Below are 18,222 nucleotides of genomic sequence, written 5' to 3'. Positions count from 1 at the left end.
ATAATCGTTAGCGCTCGTCTTAGACGAGTGCTTACAACATCAGACACCCATTAAAAAACAGTTGTATCTACTCTCTAAATAAACCGAACTATAACATGTTTTTATTCTTACTCTTTCGGAATTAAATTTTGTAGTGTATTAGCCTTTGACGGCACTCGATACGGCAGAGCGCTAGTCCTTAGGTCGAAATGACACTGAAATACAACTATCAGTTCGAATGATTTTAATCAAACATAGGTGAGAATAAAACTATACTGAGAACTATTCTTAAAACAAACTATTATGTACTTCTTGATATAAAAAGAAAATATATTACCACATAATAATTCACCTGATTCTCTCAAATGATTTAAAAAAAATTTCGAAAAGATGCTTAATAACAAATCTTTTCGAAACTTTTAAAACTACAATCTTATTCCTCTGACATCAATTAATTTATTAGATGCCAAAAATCAAGCTTCATAGAATCCGCATCTGCCATTTCAAGCATGGGTATGCAATACTCATTTTGAGTATAGCCTGAACAAATTTCTTTTGTTTTATCCAAAGTACTTCCAAATGTTACTTCAGAAAAATGGTTTTCAGTAATCTTACCGATAAAATGAGCCTTCGTATTCTCCGACTTACTTAAATACTCTTTCTCTATCGTCTCTGAAACAGACAACAGGTTTTCAAAGTTTGAAACATCTTTTAAAGAAAAACTTCCATACTCAACACAGGAAAAGCTATCAGGTATAATGAAATCATTTTTTTCAATCGTTTGAAAATTCATTTGAACCGACCCTGGTTCTACTAAACTAAAAAAGTACGTCGCTTCTTCACTATTCGCTGCCGCTTTTTCTAGTTCTTTCATGCTTTCCATATTCTCAGTAAAAAGCACATTGGCATAATCATTATTTGAATTTCTTACTAAACAATGAAAAAGAATTCCTTCTTCTTTTGCTAAAAAAGAATTTTCAAATTGTCTTACACTTTGAATCAACTCCTCATCTGAAATTTCTTCTCTTTTCTTAAATGAGGTAAACTCCATTATTTTTGGCTTTCCGCTATTTGGTCGTATCATGACTATTTATTTTTGTTATGCTGCAAAACTACGATGGCCCCATGACAACGGTATGTCATGGCTTGAAAGTCGATTTTGTTAAAACTTCTGAAATCAATGGACTTTAAGCTTATCCAATACAGGGAAAGATTTCTCCATTCCACTAGAAATGAACTTAAAAATTCAACTGTCAGTTCGAGTGATTTTAGTCGAACCTTAGTGAGACTAAAATTGTATCGAGAAGTATTCCTAAAACGAACTATCAAAAACTTTTCGATACTAAATTAAACTCCATTTCATTTCCATTGCTAGTGCTCGTCTTTGACGAGTGCTCTCGCTCTCTACAACAAGACTTGTCTATAAAATAGTTGTCTATTCTCGAAATAAACTACACAAAAATTTACTTTTTCTTCTTATTATTTTGGAATTAAATTTTGTATTCCATTAGTCTTTGATGGCACTCGTCAAAGACGAGCGCTAACAGGTGAAGCTACATGCTTGATGCTGCGCATCGCAATTCCGCTCCTTTGTTCTCTATTTCTTGGTTTGGACGTTCTTGATCATTAAGGTTATTTAGAAGAAATGATACTAATTAAGAAACCTGAATTGTATTATAAACCAACATAGCACCTCTGTGGTAAACCGTCATAGACAGACAATCCAAAAATAACACCGCAAGAGTCATTAGAATTAAAAGCTGTTTGAGTGCAACGAGTTCTTTTAATTTCGATTCGAGGATGATTAGTTTTAAGTGAAGTATGGTTAGGACCAAATTTTTTGTTTATTTTTCATCAATGGAAAAAGAAAAGAAAGTTACATTTATATCATTATTTCTTTTATATAAAACAATCGCTAACGCTCGTCTTAGACGAGTGCTTACAACTCCAATACTAAGGTTTTTTCGAAGAAACGATAGTGACTAAGAAATCCAAATCGCATACTGAATCAATAACGGATTTCTCCCACAAGTAGAAATGACTGTGAGGATATAAAAATATACGTCATGCTGAATTTAGTTCTGTATCTCATCATAATAGCTTACAGTTTATTCATTGCTCATTCTTTTTCTTGATAAAAAGAACCAAAAATCAAGTCCAACCTAGGAAATTACTCCGTATCGTTCTCTCTCGAAGCTACATGCTTGATGCCGCGCATCGCAATTCAGCTCCTTCGTTCTCTATTTCTTGGTTTGGACGTCCTTGATCATTACGGTCATTTCGAAGGAATGGTAATAACTGAGAAATCTAATTCAGGGTGAAGTTTACCTCTTTACCACATACTCTTTATAAACCGTCATAAGCAGACAAGCCAAAAATAACACCGCAAGAATCGTCAAAATTAAAAGCTGTTTGAGCACCAGCGAGTTCTTTTAATTTAGATTCGAGGATGATTAGTTTTGAGCGAAGCATGGTTAAGACTAGATTTTTTGCTTCTTTTTCATCAATGGAAAAAGAAAAGAAAAGATAACACTATACTTTATAACTCTATTTCTTGGTTTGGACGGCTTTAATGATCTATGAACAATCCTTTTTCTAATATGATATAGAAATCTCCCTATTTCAATTCTCTTTTGCGAAGATTGCAAAAACTAAAACACTAAATATCAAACAAAAATACTTATTTTAGAAGGTCTTGAAAAAGTAAAATTTTATTCTATGAAAATTACCACTCCTAATTTAGAGAAGTACCGTAAAGGAGATGTAGTACAATACTTTAATAATGTACTCGAAATTTTAACCCCAGAAAGAGCTACCAATTTACAACTAGAAAATCACAGAATGGCTTTAGCTAGTACTATGGCTAGTTTTATTCCTAATTGGCAACAAAGTAAAGGTAGTGAGCTTACCCCTCAAATTGCAGAACTTGACGCACAACGTGATGCCAGTTTTGTCGGGCTCAAACTTACAGTATCAGCATGGGCGAGTAATCACTACAACGAAAATTTAAAAAACGCAGCTTTTTTAATTTCTGATAAGATTGCTAGTTATGGTGCTGATGTTCAACTTTTACGTTATCAAGAGGAAACAGCTACTTTAAGTGCTATTATTAATGATTTGGAAACCGATTTGATTGCTGAAGTAACCTCGCTTGAACTAACCCAATGGGTGTCGCATTTAAAAAACCTAAATAACTCTTTTAACGAAAAGTACGTAGCACGTGCCCAAAACTTGTCTGTTGAACAAGAAGGCTTGGTTGCAGAAATTCGAAAAAGAGCGGTTAGCGAATTTAAAACGCTAAAGAATCTATTTATTGCCAGAGCTACAATAGCTCAAGTGGACGGGCTTCCCAATATAGGGCTCTTTGATACTGTTGCCAATGAATGGAATACCTTAACCGATCAATACAATACGGCGGTTTTAAGAAGCTTTAATAGTAACAATACTCAAGTTTCTGAAAACCCACCAGTGGATTCAGATACGGATATTGACAATGACAATCAAACTGAAACTGATTAATCATTGTATTGATTTTATTATAAAATCTAAAAAGAAACAATTCAAAATATTTGATTTAAAAATCGAAACATACAACTCACATAGTGAGTAAACATTATTTATTTAACCGTTTTTCAAGACATACACCGCTTTTCAGCGGTGTTTTGTTTTATTACTAGTCGTATGATCATTTCGAAGGAATGGTAATGACTGAGAAATCTAGATTATAGACAGAAATATTTTTAATACTCTTTTCATTTTGTCTTGATACAAAACGAAACAAAAAATCAAGTACAACCTAGGAAATTACTTCGTATCGTTCTCTCTCCAAGCTGCATGCTTGATACTCCGCATCGCAATTCCGCTCCTTCGTTCTCTATTTCTTGGTTTAGACAGAAGGCTTCATGAATATTGTTTTGAAATACAGAAATAAAAAATAATTCTGAATTATATACGGAAATAATCTTTCAACCTCAACTGTCAGTTCGAGTGATTTTAGTCGAACCTTAGTGAGACTAAAATTGTATCGAGAACTATTCTTGAAACAAACTATCAAAAACTTCTCGATACTAAGTTAAACTCCATTTCATTCCATACAATTTCATCGCTAGCGCTCGTCTTGGACGAGTGCTTACAGCGTCAATAACTAAAGTCATTTCGAAGGAATGGTAATGACTGAGAAATCTGAATTACCTTTGAAATAGCCAAAGATTTCTCCCTCTGGTCGAAATGACTGTGAAGGCATAAAAATATACGCCATACTGGATTGAGTTCAGCATCTCATAGTAATAAAATTCTATATGGATGAACCCCAGCATCAAGTTTAGGGTGACGATTTGTTTATGACAAGATAGTCCATCGATTTCCGTATATGTTACAATGCTAAACTAAGGGCTAACGCTCGTCTGACACGAGTACTTTCTCTTAAAAACCAACACCTTGGAAAGAACAGGAGTTCTGTGCATTGTCCAAAGTTATGCCAGTGTGGCTGGGAAGCTCTCGGCAGTCCCGGAAGTCGTGCCAGCGAGGCTGGGAAGCTCTCGGCAGTCCCCGAAGCCATGCCAGCGTGGCTGGGAAGGTTTTTCAGTGGCCAATGATCAGTGATCAATATTTAATTGTGGGTTCTAAATTTTATTAATGAGTTTTTGCTAATCATTATTCTTTACAAAGTTTTTTTGCTGTTTATGAAAGCTTCAGAAGCTAACGCTCCACTTCGACAACGGTTTGTAATATTTTTGGTAACGATATTGAATATTTATATAATTCTTTATAACGTTTATCTTCCACGTTCAAAATATCTTCCTTCTCAATACTCTGATTGTCGGTATCTTTGCTTGTAAAAATTATTAAGGCTTTTAATATCTCATTGCCAGAACATCCAAGCTCTTTTCGAATACTTTTAAGTCTTGTATATCCACTCACTTGAGCGGCATCTTTATGCAAAATATTACCTTTTTCATACCTTGGCTTGTATTTAGCATCCACTACTAGCTCATAGTCTCCATTACTTTCCTTTACAATAAAATCGGGCTCTAAACGATGGTATTTTTTATGATATACTACCTCTCCTTCTAAAGGAAACCTTTCTTTCAATTTTTTAAATACATATAGTTCAAATAGCTTTGACATATCTAACCAAAATGGAAACGTCTCATGAAGCGTTTCTGAAGTTTTTGTTATGTTATAATCGTACTTTTTTAGAATTTGTTCAGCCAATTTTAAAGCTATATCATATTCTTTGTAAAAAGGATTCTTTTTTCTATGTTTTATTTCTTTTATAGAAACATCGTCCGATATTTTTTCAAAAGCAGCCTGTAGATAATTAAGCAAGTAAATATATCTATCTTTTAAAAAAGCATACTCGTTAATTATTTGCATGCAGAAAAACAATCCTTTTTTTAGAATTTTATTTTCTAAAGTGTTAACCCCAAATTCCTCATAAGTGCAATATGTATATTGTAACTTCTTCTTTATATGGTGTTTTTTTACTGTATTTGCAATACCTATTTTACCTTTGACTCTTCCATTCAAGCTTTCTGATACTTTGTAATACGATTTTCTTAAGCCTTTTTTTACTATAACTTGTAGTACACTTAAAAACTGAATTAATAAAAAGGGAGTTAAAACATCTTGTTGTTGTTGAACTGATATCCTCGGAGCTTTAAAATCTATTTCACAAAGACCTTCTATATGCTTTAAATTTTCCGTTTCCTTTAAAGCTTCAAACAACATAGAGAGAAAATCAACTTCAATCTCTTCATTGTTTAATTTTGGTAGAACTTGGATACTTACCTTATTAGGAATTACCCAATCCAAGCCCACCATGTAAGAAGAATTGAATTGAAAATCCATTTTCTCTTTATCGTATCTAATCTGATAACAAATACGACCATCTTCTTTCTTTCCGAAAAAGCGGACAAAGTCATTGTTTTTTAAATGTTCTTTATCCACTTCTTCAAATTTCAGAGGCTCCTTAACTGAAGAACCTGTATGCTCTGTTAGAGTTATCATTTATAAATCTTTTATTTCTTCTAACAACTTTCCTCTATCTTCTAAAATTCCATCTTTTATATATTCATGTAAAATAGGTTGGATTTCATATTTCTTTTTTATTGAAAAATCGTCATTCCTTTCGTGAATAAAATAACTATGTCCTAATTGTACATCTTCCTTTTTAAACTCAGATGAAATATAGTTATCAAAAATTTTTTGAACTTTTTCAAATGATTCAGTTGCAAACTCCAAGCCTTCCAATTTCCCCGTCAAATCCTCTGGTAACACCTCAACAAAAGCAAAACGTCTGCGGATTGCATAATCAATTTGTCCAACACTTCTATCAGCAGTATTCATAGTACCAATAATATAAAGGTTAGGTGGCAAAATAATTTCTTTATTGCCATCTTCCAAAGCATACATGCTATCTACTGACTCTCCTCTATACTCTAATGCATAAATGAGTTCACCTAAAACACTTGATAAGTTAGCTCTATTTATTTCATCTATTATTAACACATAATTTTTAAGAGGTTCATTTTCTATTACTATTTCATCAAATGAGATTTTATTTTCCTCTATAAAAAGTTGGAATTTATTTAAAACACGTACAAAGTAACTTGCATGTTGTTTGGCCAAACCTGATAAATTTGGATTATTTTTTAAATCTTGACGCTCTTTATTTCCATCTAAAAATGCTTGTTTAATATCTTTAAACAACATTCTATTTCCATTTTTTAACCAACCTTCCGCTTTTCCCTTATACCTAAAAGCATCTTCATCTAAATTAATGAGACCTACATTTTCAGTTAATTCTAAATACCCTTTACTTTCTTCAATTCCTTGCTCTATAGTATCAAGAAATAAATTGAACTGTTTTTCTAATAAAGTTTCTTTATTAAACGCTTTTACTTCTTTATGGTGATTGGTATAATTCTTTAAGGCACGGTCAGCAATGTTAGCTAACACTTTGTTTTCCGTTACATACTCTAAGCCCTCTCCATTATTTTTTATGGTAATTCCTCGTACAAAATCTTCATAGGTATAACTTGGATGAAATTGTATTATCTCAGTTTGTTCTCCAGCTAACTCTTCTACAGTAGATCCTTTTGTTAATTCTCCAGCTATTTGTTTTGCCAATCTAGTTTTTCCCGTACCAGGAGGTCCCTGCAAAATAATTTGGTTTTTTGATTTTAATAAATCAATATATCTTTTTACTTCTTCCTTGTTTATCATTTCAGCTTTTAAATTAGAATTTCTTGAATTTTCATATACTTGCCATGGATAAGATATTAAATCCATAAAATCTTCTTCTGTACGACTCTTCTGGAAAAGTTTTGCTATTGTATTACTATCTCTAAACCAGTTGTGTCGGTAGGGTGGTACTTCTTCCTCCACAGTTTCTCGCAAATAATCATACAACTCCCTTAAACTTTCTTCTTTTACTATAGTGCAAAGTAACTTAGGTTGTAAACCAGCAATCAATCTATTTGTTGCTGATCTCATATCATTTTTAGTAAATTTTCTAATGATTTTTTTTAGCTCTTCATATTGCTCCCACTGAGGAGTTTCTTGATTTTTTGCAATAATTTTTAGAAAAGGAGCTATTTCATTCCAATTGTCTTTTATTCTGTTCTTCTCTTCGTTAGTAAAATAACCTTGTTTTAAAGAGGACACACATTGATCTCCTGATTTTTCAAAAAACTCATTAAAAACGTCTTTTTCCCAATCCTGCCAATTGATTTTGGTTATTGCTTCTGTAATAAATAGAGGTACGTATTTTTTATAGGCATTCACCCAATTATACCAAACATCTATATCTTCAGTTAATTCTTTTAATTTCATTTCTGAGGGATTATTTACTTTATTTAATAATACTTAATTGTTTACAAATGTCTCTTTTCATCTTACCCATTTCATAATCATTAATATTTTTCACCTTCAAAGGAACTCTTAAACCTTCTAATAAAGTTTCATTACTAATCTCATTTGTATCTATAAACAGGTCCAAAAATTGTTGTTTTAAATTTTCTAGTTCTTTATTCATTTTATAGTAGTTTGGTTTTAATTCTTGTTTATCTATTATCTATATTTTCTAAAGGCTTGTATGGTTTGATAAATTCCATAACCAACAAATATCCTACCAACGAAATCCCATATATAAAAACCTATATAAAAGGTTTTATGAGCAAATTCTTTTCCTAAATAGTTGAACTTATGTGCTGGGTTTAAGAAATTTAAAAAATGAGATACATTATTCTCTATGATAAAAAAAGGATGCGTAAAATCACTTAGTTTATATATTGATGTACATAACAACGATAAACTAAAGAAAAGAATGCCCAAAGTAAAAGTAAATACAAGCCCTAAAATATAAGACTTCCCATAACCGTTTGAACTCAAGTTTAAAACATGAATTATTTGATTTATAAATGCTTTTAATTTAGCATAAATAAAATCCAAGAAATGTTCATTCTTATACCTTTTTGCCCTAAATATTTCCTTTGCTATGGCTCTTGATTGACTTGTCCGTTCTAAATACTTAAAATCTAAAGCTCGAATATTATCTGATTGCGCTTCATATTTCTTTTTCAGGATCCTGTAGGTTTCCTGCTTGTTTTTTAGAGGTATACTACCAACTTCAGAAACTTCATGTTCATAATCTTCCTCGGTAAGAGGTTCCGAATGCTTAAAATATTTTAAGTTTAAATCAAATAAGTTCAGCTCTCCTGAAATTATGGCTAAGGATAAGTCCATTCCTTTTTCAGGTTTAGTACCTCTGAAAATTGTTTTACTATTAAACAACGAATACGTAAAAAGTACATTATCTTTAAACGTAACCGCTGAAAAAACGGTAATATTTAAGAAATCTGTTTTATAAAAAATAATACGATTGTTGAAGGTGGTTTTCCAAAAATCAGCTAAACCATGAAAAGTAGTATTTCTAAAATTTGCTTTTTGAATTCTACAATCATGAAATCTAACTTTCCCCTTTTTATCATTAACTTTTTCTTCAATTCCAAAAACGCCATCTTCAAAATTCACCTCGTTTAGAATACAATTTTTAAATAATAAATTGTTTGAAGTCCCCTTAGATATAATTGCCTTTTCAAAAGTACAACCTTTAATAAACGATGCGTCTTCCTTGGTATTATCTATAACAACATCTTCTTTAAAAATACATTTTTGAAATATGATTCCATTTAGACCGAAATCTAGTTTATAATTCCATCCTTCATCCCAATGTTTGCGAAAAACAGTAAAATCAAAGTGAAAATTTATGACTAGATTATCAAAAATCCCTTCAATGACATATATGTAAACTCCGTTGATTTTATTTCTCTGATCATAATGAAGAGACTCTCTCCAAATATAAAAGAGTTCTGACCAGTCATTTGCTTCTCTTTTTTCTTGTATCACAGGTAAAAGGTTAATTTCTATTAAACAAATAAGTTTACTACTAAGAATTTAAATCTACCTATCATTTTTTATTTCTAATTCTTTTTTCATTTATAATAAATTTGGTTCTTAATTTAACTTTTTAAAAATTCCTCATACATTTTTTTTATTTCTTTGATTGAATTCAACACATAAATATTATCAGGTTCTATCTGTTTCCAGAAACTTAATCTTCCCAGTACTCTATCTATATAATAAATGTCATTATATCGCTTTACCTGATCCAAAACCCCAAACTTTTTCAAGTAATGGACTTCTTTTTTTATTTCTCTGCGCTTAACTTTTGGTAAACGAATATTATCGTCTCCCACAACAATACCAGTTATCATTTTCCTTTGTTGGCTTTTGTAATGTCTTGACTTAACTATGTTAATATTAAATCCATAATCTTCTATATTCTTAACAACATTTAATGCAAATTCGTGTGGTATATGTTCTCCTGAAAAAACTAAGTCATCTGCATACCTACTATATTTAACACCTATATTTTTAGAAAGAACATAAAGTCTTCTATCTAAACTATTCAGTATAATATTGCTAATCATTGGACTTGTAGCCGCTCCTTGAGGTATTGAACCGTTTAAGCAACATAGTTTTGTTAAATAACCTGCTACCGCTTTACTGTACCCTACCCTATTAAACAACTCTCTAACTCTCGGTATTTTTATAGAAGGAAAAAAATCCTTTAAGTCGATTTTAAGCATCTCGTCACAACCAATATGTCTCATAGCATTCATAGCTACATTTCTTTTCTTGACATAAGCATGAGCCGCATCATGAACTTTAAATTTTGATAAAATATGTTCAATAATCCATTGTTGTGCTTCTAATAAAGATTGGTAGGGAGTGACTATATCTCTATAACCTCCTCTTTTCTTAGGTATTTTAAACTCCCTATAAAAACTCTGAGAGCTATTTATCATACTGGCTACAATTCCTTTTTTTAAACCAAATAAATGCGAGAGATGATCTAAATCTAAAATAACAGGAACATTGTTATCATATGCTTTTTTAATAAAAAGCATCTTTTCAACTTTTTCTTTCTTTGTTAATGAAGACTCGTTAATTAGGTCTTCCCAATCGGATATTTTATATTCAACTTTCATAATAGAAAAAGAGAGGATTACGACAATCCTTAAAGCAATAAAACTCGAAACTTTATCAAATGTTGAGATGTTTTATTATCTCTGGAAATATATCGAAATATTTTCAGTGCTAACAAATCATTTCAATGGATAAAACAGCCTGAGCCTTACTAAGGCGACTACGCCTTATTTTCTAATCCTCTCTCTCATTATAATATGGTTTGTTTATTTGGGTCTTATTAGCTCTCATATAATCGGGAGTATTTCTTTTACCTTTATCCAAATTATTCTTAGCAACTATAATGTCTTTTTCATCGCCTATTTTAACTATAAGTCCACGATTCCAATCTACCTCTACAATTTCTTGTTCAACTAAAGACTCTAATTGAGTAGCTAATTCAACAGGTGTAAACCTATCTTTCAATGACGTAATATATAATTCATTACTTTCATTTTTCATAATAATAGCATACAGTTTTTCTTTTTTCATTTTCTACTGCATTCTATTAAACATTGTTTTACGGTTTCCGTTATCTTTATATTTTCTCCACCAAAAAATAGGATAAACATTATTAGGTATATTAAATCTAGTCCAAGTATATAGAGCTTCCGATTTACCCCAACCTAATGAATGATCTTTTAACTCTCTCTTCTTTATTTTTTCGCTTAAAATAGATTCCATATTAGTTATTTTCTTAAGTACTTTTTCTCGTTCCCATATAGGGTAGGATAGTTCTGTTCCCTTCTTTAACTCAATGCAACTTATAAATTCTCTATTATTTTTTTTCAACAATTTAAATCCTAATTCCATCCCCGCCAAAGCAAAAAAATAGATTTTAACTTCTCTATCTGCTAAATCTTCTTTAAAGTGCTTCATTCTTTCATCTGCTGTTTTTCCAGTTCCTACAAAGTCATCCATTAAAACTATTTTTCTTATTCTTCGCGATCTCTTAGTAGGGTTACTGATTAGAAAATGTTTTGATTCCTCAATGCTCGTAAACAAATTTCTCTCTGACCAAGCTTCATTTATCTCATGTAGAATATCTTTAATATACCCCATAAAATTATTTGAACCGTCAGGAGAGGGACCCATTTTAGTGGCTACGAATAAAGTATCAAGAGGATTAAGTTTCCATTGCAAAATCATCTTTTTCAAAGACTTCAGACACAATTCATCCGCTTCTTCATTAGTTAAGTATCTAAAACTACTGATTAATTTTTTAATTATAGCCTTCTCTTTACTATCGGTAAAATCACTCCACAAAACCTCAAACCCCGTATAGTTAGCTTTATGCCTTATCCACTTATTTTTAAAATAAATCTCTGTTAAATGTAAATAATCAGTATCAGAAAATACTTCTTCACTTTCATTTCCAGCATTTTCTTTTACCTTTTTATTAAAAAGATTTTTAAAGAGTCTATTGATTATATTTTCCTTCAAAAAGAACAATTTATTAATTTACCTTATATTTCTCTCTTTTATTAATTACTCCTTCCCATATTTCATTTCCTCCTCTGCCACCATCCCCAAATTACTATCTGTTTCTGTATCATTACCTACGGTAACCTGCCCATTCATTAGCATAGGCAGTAACCAATCGTGTAACTCTGCTAGTTTTTGGTTTTCTTTCTTTTTAATCAAAATTTGGTTAAACATAGGCATGATTTTTTCTGAATATGTTTTAACAATCTCTTCATTAGGAATTACTATTGGAGTAAGCTTAAAGTCATTAGTAACAATAGCTTTAAAAATAGATCCACTGGATTTTGCCCTTAAATACTTTACCATTTGTAAAGTATGAAAATAAAGAAATTCAGATTCAAAGTTAGTTTTAGGTGTCAATGCATAACAGGATTGATTCATGGCCATAACTCCTCCTGTTATATTTATTTTACCTACAGTCCCTCTTGCTGTTATCAACACTGTGCCTTTATCTAAAAGTTTAGTACTACTTTTTTTCACCCCTAACAAATTAGTTTGAAGTATTGTATTCAAACAAAAAACATTGTTTTCTGTATCACTTGGTGTAAAAAAAGGAATTGTCCCATTCCAATATTCTTTTATTTTCTTACTAGGAGTTCCTCCACCTAATAAATTTGCACAATCCAATATTGTTCCATCCTCCCACCCCTCAGGAATCTCTCGTTTTAGTGCTTCGTTATACACCATCTTACCACCAGAGGTTTTGTAAGGCTTTCCTTCGGCATTGGGAAAATCAAATTGTACAAACCAATAGTCATACAACAGCTTTGCCATGGCTTCTAACTCTTGGTTGATTTTGTTGTTGATTTCTATTTTTGCGTCAAGCCTAGCAAGGGTTTTTGCTGCTTTTTGTTGAGTAATAAGAGATGGTAATGAAATTGTTCTATCTGAAATTTGAGGAATTGTAATTTGCGGTTGACCAGACCCTGTTCCATTCTGGCGATTTTGTTTTAGATTATAGAAAAGATAATCTACATCTAATAACTCTCTGTCTGGGATTAATGTAAGTAATCTGACAATAGGAAAAAAAGGTTCTTTTCTTATAGCTACAAAACCTACGTTTGAACCTCTCGCAGCTACTGTTACAGCAGATTCCACTATTCTCGGACTATTTGTATAACCACTCAAGCCATTTTTTTTTTCAGCATTAGCAAATACAGGTATAATATTTGAATCATTTTTTTCTTCACTAAATATTTTTGGTTTATCACCTCCTGCAATTATTTTTACTACCTCGCCTAACCTATATACATTATACTCATTATTCATTCCTGATACCTTTTAAATTCTCCTGAATCTCTTTTTCCAAACTCTTCGATTCCGCAAACAAACTCTCTAAGGAAGATTCGAAAGCAGTCATTTTAGCCGTAAACTCTTCGGGTGTGATGTCTACATATTCAATTTTTACTTCAAAATACTGTCCGGCACTTAAACTATAGTTTTTGTTTTTAATATCTTCATAGGATACTACCACAGAGAAATCGTCTACCGCTTCTTTGGCATTAAACACGTCAATAATATGCTGTTCTTCCGCCTCGGTTAATACGGTTTTTTGGTTTTTTCCTTCTTTTATCTTTTCCCCTAAGTTGGAAGCATCTACCAACACCACTTTTTCGGTATTGGTTTTGTCTAAAAACAAAATACTCACATTCGTACCCGTCGTAGCAAAAATATTAGACGGCATGCTTACCACCCCAGCCAACATTTTGCTTTCGACTAACTTTTGTCTAATTTTTTTATCAATACCCGACTGTGCCGTAATAAAGCCAGTAGGCACTACAATCGCTGCTTTTCCGATATCCGACAAACTATGCATGATATGTTGGATAAACAGCAAGTAAATAGCCATGGATTCCTTTTTTTTGTTGGGCACTTTAGGAATTCCTGCAAAAAAACGTTCTTTGTTTATTTTGCTCTCTAAATCGTCTCGGTAATCGCTAAAATCTAATTTAAATGGTGGATTGGATACGATATAATCGAACTTTTCTAGTTGTCCATCTTCTTGTTTATGATAGGGCTTTAAAATGGTGTTTCCTTTGATAATGTTTCTAATAGAATGCACCAAATTGTTTAAAATTAAGTTTAAACGCAATAAGGCAGAGGACTTTTGCGAAATGTCCTGCGAATAGATGGTACATTTATCTTCGCCTATGGCATGGGCAATATTCATTAACAAGGTTCCTGACCCCGCACTTGGATCGTAGCAGGTTACGTTTTGTATGTCTGTATCCGTAACCATACAAGCCGCCATGATTTTGGCTACGGCATGTGGTGTAAAATATTCGGCATACTTACCGCCACTATTGGTATTGTAGTCTTTGATTAGGTACTCGAAAATGGTAGCAAAAAAATCGAACTTTTCGCTAAAAATATGTTCAAAGCTAAACGTGGTAAGCTTATTTACCAGCGCCTTACAAAAAGCGTCTTTATCATCGGTAACGTATTTACTAATGTTTTCAAACAACACCACTTTTTCTCCTCCTTGGGTAAGCACGGAGAAAATATCGTTGTTATCCTCTGCAATACGCAGCAAGGTTTGGTCAAAAATATCGGCAAAATTATCCTTGTTTTGTTGCTCATACAAACGCGATAAAAAGTTCTGCGGCGCAATGCGAGCGGTACTTTCACTGATTTGCAAGGTCAGCATTTCCAAGTCTTCGGCTGGATAGGCTTTTAGTGCTTCATCAAAGGTATTGGGTTTAGCAAAAGCTGGCTCTAGTTGCTTGAGCTCGTACACGTATTTATCGTTTAAAAACTTGTAGAGAAAAACTTGGGTGATAATTTTAAATTCGTTTCCATCATTTCCCAACCCGTAATTGGCGCATACACTTTTTAAGTCGTCAATTAATGCTTTGGTTTGGGTTTCAAATTGCTTTGTAGTCATGTATTGTTATTCATTTAAGATATTGGGTTGTACTAGGTACGCACCGATTCATAACCGCTTCTTTCCTTAATAGACAAGATAGCCGTTATATTCGTTCATATATTCTTTTACAATCATACTGTTAATGCGTTTGGCATCGGCAGCATTCAAGGGTATGTTTTGTTTTGTTTTAAAATGTTGTATGAGCAAACGCATCATCATTCGCTCTACATAACTTTCGTTTTCTAATACTTTCGCATTTTGTAATACTTCTTTATCTACCGCAGTTTTTAATCCTTTTAAGGCTTCATATAGCTTACGCTCACTATCCGTTAATGGATTTTTTTCTACCAAACGCTTGTGAATACGGGCATACTTAGCATCGTAATCGTACTTGGCTTTTAGCAATTGGTTTTCTCTTTCTAGCCTTTTCGCTTTATCGTAAATAGCGTTTAAGGCTTTTATATTTGCCTCCATTTCTTCTTTAGAAACTTCGGTCAGGTTTTTCTTTTTAAACAAACGCTCTAGTTCTTCACGCAAGGATACAAAAACAGGATCTCGTTGGTCAAAATTACCACCTAGCATTTCTCGAGTGCGCTGCAAGGTTGTTTTTAAGGTATCTGCCAGTACCATTTCTTCTTCTTTTACTTTGGCAAAAGCAAAGATCACATCCTCTAGCGCTGTGTTTAAAATATTTTCGGTGGCAACATTGTTTTCTAGTGCTATTTTCGTGTTAATCATCCCTAGCCTTTCTTGGGTGACCCTAGCTAGCACGTTTAATGTTCTAAAATCTAACTTTTCTAATAGTTCAAAATTCCCCGACAAACGAATCAAATTATACAATTCCTTAGTATTATTTAATGCTTTGGCAATTTGCCTAATTTCGGTTCTATCGTTAATTTCAGAAATTTGCTCTCCAAAAACCGTGGCATTTTCGGTGTCAAATTTAAAAAGAATGTCTTTGATATCCTCGATCTCCTTTTCTATTTCTTCCGAAGATTTAAACAGGTTGGAATAGTGTTCTATTTCACTACCTAGCTCGTTTTGTAATTCGTTGAAATAATCGCGGTTGGTTTTGTCAAACTCCTTTTGAATATCGGCAAAATCCACTACGTAGCCATATCTATGGTTTTTATAGGTTCTATTCACACGGGTTAGGGTTTGTAATAAATTGTGCGATTTTATTTTACGACCGATGTATAGTTTCTTTAACCGTTTGGCGTCAAATCCTGTAAGCAGCATATTAAAAACAAATAATAGATCTATCTTCCCCGCTTTAAAATCCGCTACCCAATCTTTAATATCCTCTTTGGTTCCGATATCGTGTAGTATGACCTGTGCCTTCCGCACGCTGCTATCCTTTTCCTTTTGTTTCCCATACGTAAGTGGCTCCTCCGCTGCAATAGCATAGTCTTTATCGTTACTCTTTGCATAGTTTTTCTGAAAAATTTCAAACATCATTTCCGCCTGTGGAGAGGAATCGCAAACCACCATGCCCCCAATACTATTGTCGCCCATAGAAATTCTACCTTGCTCCAAATCTTTCACAATATAATCGAGCATGGGCTCCACAAATTTAGGATGCGCATATAGCTTTTTGGTATCGCTATTGCCTTGCAGAATTTGGATTTCCTCTAAGGTTTTTTTTAGGGTTAGTTTATAGTTTGTTTCAATTTCTTCACGAATTAAACGCAGCGTATATCCGTCTTTTATGGATAAGTTGTAATAGTATTTGTGAATATAATCCCCAAACAAAGTTCTTGAATTGTATTCTTTTCCTAAAAGCGGGGTTCCTGTAAGTCCAATTTTAATGGAATGCTTGTCTGCTAATTCTAAATTTGCTAAAAAGCTTCCTTTCGGATTATAACTACGATGTACCTCATCTAAAAAGAAAACGCGTTGTATACTAAGGCTATAATCGTTATTTTGTATAAGATCTGGATCGTCTTTAAACTTATGAATGTTTACCACGGTTATTTCACTCTTCCCAGAATGGTTATGGATCACCTTTGTTGATTTTATCTCTTTGGTAAACTCTTCTCTGCTATTTATTTTGTGCACAATGAGTCCGCGAGCGGTAAATTCTTTAGAAGCCTGAGTTAATAAATCTAAGCGATCCACAATAAAATAAAACTTCGGAATGATATTTTTCTTTTGAAAATAGTCGGTTAGATGTTTTACATTGAAATATGCCAATGCTGTTTTACCAGAGCCTTGGGTATGCCAAATGATTCCTTTTTTTATGTCTTTATCTAAGGTATTGGCAATGGCCTTGGTAGCAAACAATTGCGGATAACGCATGATGTGCTTTTCTAGTCCTCTTTCTTCTTCTACATAAGCAAAGGCATATTGCAGCATAAATTGTAAACGCTCTTTGCTAAATAAGGAAGTTGCTATTGTATTGGTGGGTGTGTTCGGACTTTTATTTGAATTAAATTCTTTTGCGTTTTTTATACTTAGTAGGTTGGTATCTTTTAAAACAAAGGTTTCCTCAGCATCGCTTAGGGGTTGTAATAACTGCTCTAAATCGAAATCTTCTTCTTCTCGAAAGTAATTGAATATGGGTTTGTGGTAATTGGTGGTACTGTAAAATGCGCCTTCTAACATCAGCAAATCGTCTTCGCTGTATTTCATGTTGTTAGAAAAAACCATTACCTGTGTTATATTGATAAACTTTCGGAATTTTTTGTTTCTGAAGCGTGTTTGCATTCGTTTATGCTCCGCTAATATTCCATCTCTGTTGTTGGGCTTTTTTACTTCAATAAAAGCCAATGGCATGCCGTTGATCAACAGAATAATATCGGGTCTGAAAACTTCATCGTCTTTTTGATAGGGTAATTCTGTGACCACGTGGAAGGAATTCTTCTCAAAATCGGTGAAGTCTATGAGCTTTATACCAGATTGGTCAATGAGTTTATTGTAAAATGCTCTTCCTAAGTCTTCATTTTCCAAGGATAGCGATACTTCTGAAAATACTTGCTGTACTTCATTATCGGACAGTCCTGGGTTAATGGCTTTTATTTGTTGGTTAAATATTTTTGTAAAAATATTGGTACCTGGATCCCATTCATTGTCTTTTAAGGATAGATATTGGTATCCTAGTTGCATTAAATGCAGTATCGTTGGTATTTTTACCCTTGAGTCTTCGTTAAAGGTCACTTTCTTATTTCTTTTTTTAATGTTTTCTTAAAAACGCTTATAAAAATAGTAAAACCTTAGGAAACATCATTACGGAAAACCTTAAGAAACTTGTAATTGCTAATAAGTATACTATAGTGCTCCGATATAAGCGTGCAAGAAATTAAACTCTAGGCTATCGCCCTGCGATTAAAATTAGGTATGCGTTTTTGTAATCTTTGAAA

At 32.7% G+C, this 18,222-nt stretch carries 13 protein-coding genes; 1 reads left to right on the top strand and 12 read right to left on the bottom strand.

What is annotated here, in order from left to right; all coding sequences use genetic code 11:
- Positions 1 to 430: 430 nt before the first annotated feature.
- Positions 431 to 1,063: a hypothetical protein gene (locus tag BLW23_RS00445; protein WP_093667288.1), complete on the bottom strand. Its 633-nt coding sequence runs from the start codon at positions 1,061 to 1,063 to the stop codon at positions 431 to 433.
- 1,262 nt (positions 1,064 to 2,325) lie between these two features.
- Positions 2,326 to 2,451, bottom strand: coding sequence for a hypothetical protein (locus BLW23_RS23540; RefSeq protein WP_255362692.1), 126 nt, complete (start codon positions 2,449 to 2,451; stop codon positions 2,326 to 2,328).
- A 246-nt stretch (positions 2,452 to 2,697) separates the two neighbouring features.
- Here BLW23_RS23540 and BLW23_RS00440 point away from each other — a divergent pair, with 246 nt between their 5' ends.
- Positions 2,698 to 3,498, top strand: coding sequence for a DUF6261 family protein (locus tag BLW23_RS00440; protein ID WP_093667287.1), 801 nt, complete (start codon positions 2,698 to 2,700; stop codon positions 3,496 to 3,498).
- A gap of 1,179 nt (positions 3,499 to 4,677) precedes the next feature.
- Here BLW23_RS00440 and BLW23_RS00435 read toward each other — a convergent pair.
- The 10 genes from BLW23_RS00435 to BLW23_RS00390 all read right to left on the bottom strand — a co-directional run bounded on the left by BLW23_RS00435 (position 4,678) and on the right by BLW23_RS00390 (position 18,019).
- Positions 4,678 to 5,988: a 5-methylcytosine restriction system specificity protein McrC gene (locus tag BLW23_RS00435; protein WP_093667286.1), complete on the bottom strand. Its 1,311-nt coding sequence runs from the start codon at positions 5,986 to 5,988 to the stop codon at positions 4,678 to 4,680.
- The gene (locus tag BLW23_RS00430; RefSeq protein ID WP_255362691.1) at positions 5,989 to 7,815 is read right to left on the bottom strand and encodes an McrB family protein; all 1,827 of its coding nucleotides are present in this window, start codon (positions 7,813 to 7,815) and stop codon (positions 5,989 to 5,991) included.
- Positions 7,816 to 7,834: 19 nt separating this feature from the next.
- Positions 7,835 to 8,017, bottom strand: coding sequence for a hypothetical protein (locus BLW23_RS00425; RefSeq protein WP_093667285.1), 183 nt, complete (start codon positions 8,015 to 8,017; stop codon positions 7,835 to 7,837).
- 35 nt (positions 8,018 to 8,052) lie between these two features.
- Complete coding sequence (locus BLW23_RS00420; protein ID WP_093667284.1) at positions 8,053 to 9,390, bottom strand: pentapeptide repeat-containing protein; 1,338 nt, start codon at positions 9,388 to 9,390, stop codon at positions 8,053 to 8,055.
- A gap of 113 nt (positions 9,391 to 9,503) precedes the next feature.
- The gene (locus BLW23_RS00415; protein WP_093667283.1) at positions 9,504 to 10,535 is read right to left on the bottom strand and encodes a retron St85 family RNA-directed DNA polymerase; all 1,032 of its coding nucleotides are present in this window, start codon (positions 10,533 to 10,535) and stop codon (positions 9,504 to 9,506) included.
- A 172-nt stretch (positions 10,536 to 10,707) separates the two neighbouring features.
- Positions 10,708 to 10,974 (bottom strand): hypothetical protein, encoded by a 267-nt coding sequence (locus tag BLW23_RS00410; RefSeq protein WP_143032065.1) that lies wholly within the window; start codon positions 10,972 to 10,974, stop codon positions 10,708 to 10,710.
- Between the two features lie 33 nt (positions 10,975 to 11,007).
- The gene (locus BLW23_RS00405) at positions 11,008 to 11,955 is read right to left on the bottom strand and encodes a phosphoribosyltransferase-like protein (protein ID WP_093667281.1); all 948 of its coding nucleotides are present in this window, start codon (positions 11,953 to 11,955) and stop codon (positions 11,008 to 11,010) included.
- A gap of 45 nt (positions 11,956 to 12,000) precedes the next feature.
- Positions 12,001 to 13,266 (bottom strand): restriction endonuclease subunit S, encoded by a 1,266-nt coding sequence (locus BLW23_RS00400; RefSeq protein WP_093667280.1) that lies wholly within the window; start codon positions 13,264 to 13,266, stop codon positions 12,001 to 12,003.
- Positions 13,259 to 14,881, bottom strand: coding sequence for an HsdM family class I SAM-dependent methyltransferase (locus BLW23_RS00395; RefSeq protein WP_093667279.1), 1,623 nt, complete (start codon positions 14,879 to 14,881; stop codon positions 13,259 to 13,261). The genes BLW23_RS00400 and BLW23_RS00395 overlap by 8 nt, the downstream gene beginning before the upstream one ends.
- 66 nt (positions 14,882 to 14,947) lie before the next feature.
- Positions 14,948 to 18,019 carry a type I restriction endonuclease subunit R gene (locus tag BLW23_RS00390; protein ID WP_093667278.1) on the bottom strand — a complete coding sequence of 1,024 codons (3,072 nt, stop codon included), beginning with the start codon at positions 18,017 to 18,019 and terminating at the stop codon, positions 14,948 to 14,950.
- Positions 18,020 to 18,222: the final 203 nt, after the last annotated feature.

This window comes from Tenacibaculum sp. MAR_2009_124, from assembly GCF_900105455.1.
In the GTDB taxonomy this organism is placed as follows: Bacteria; Bacteroidota; Bacteroidia; order Flavobacteriales; family Flavobacteriaceae; genus Polaribacter.
Note: the sequence above shows the minus strand (reverse complement) of the source record. Positions and strands in the feature narration are given on the sequence as shown.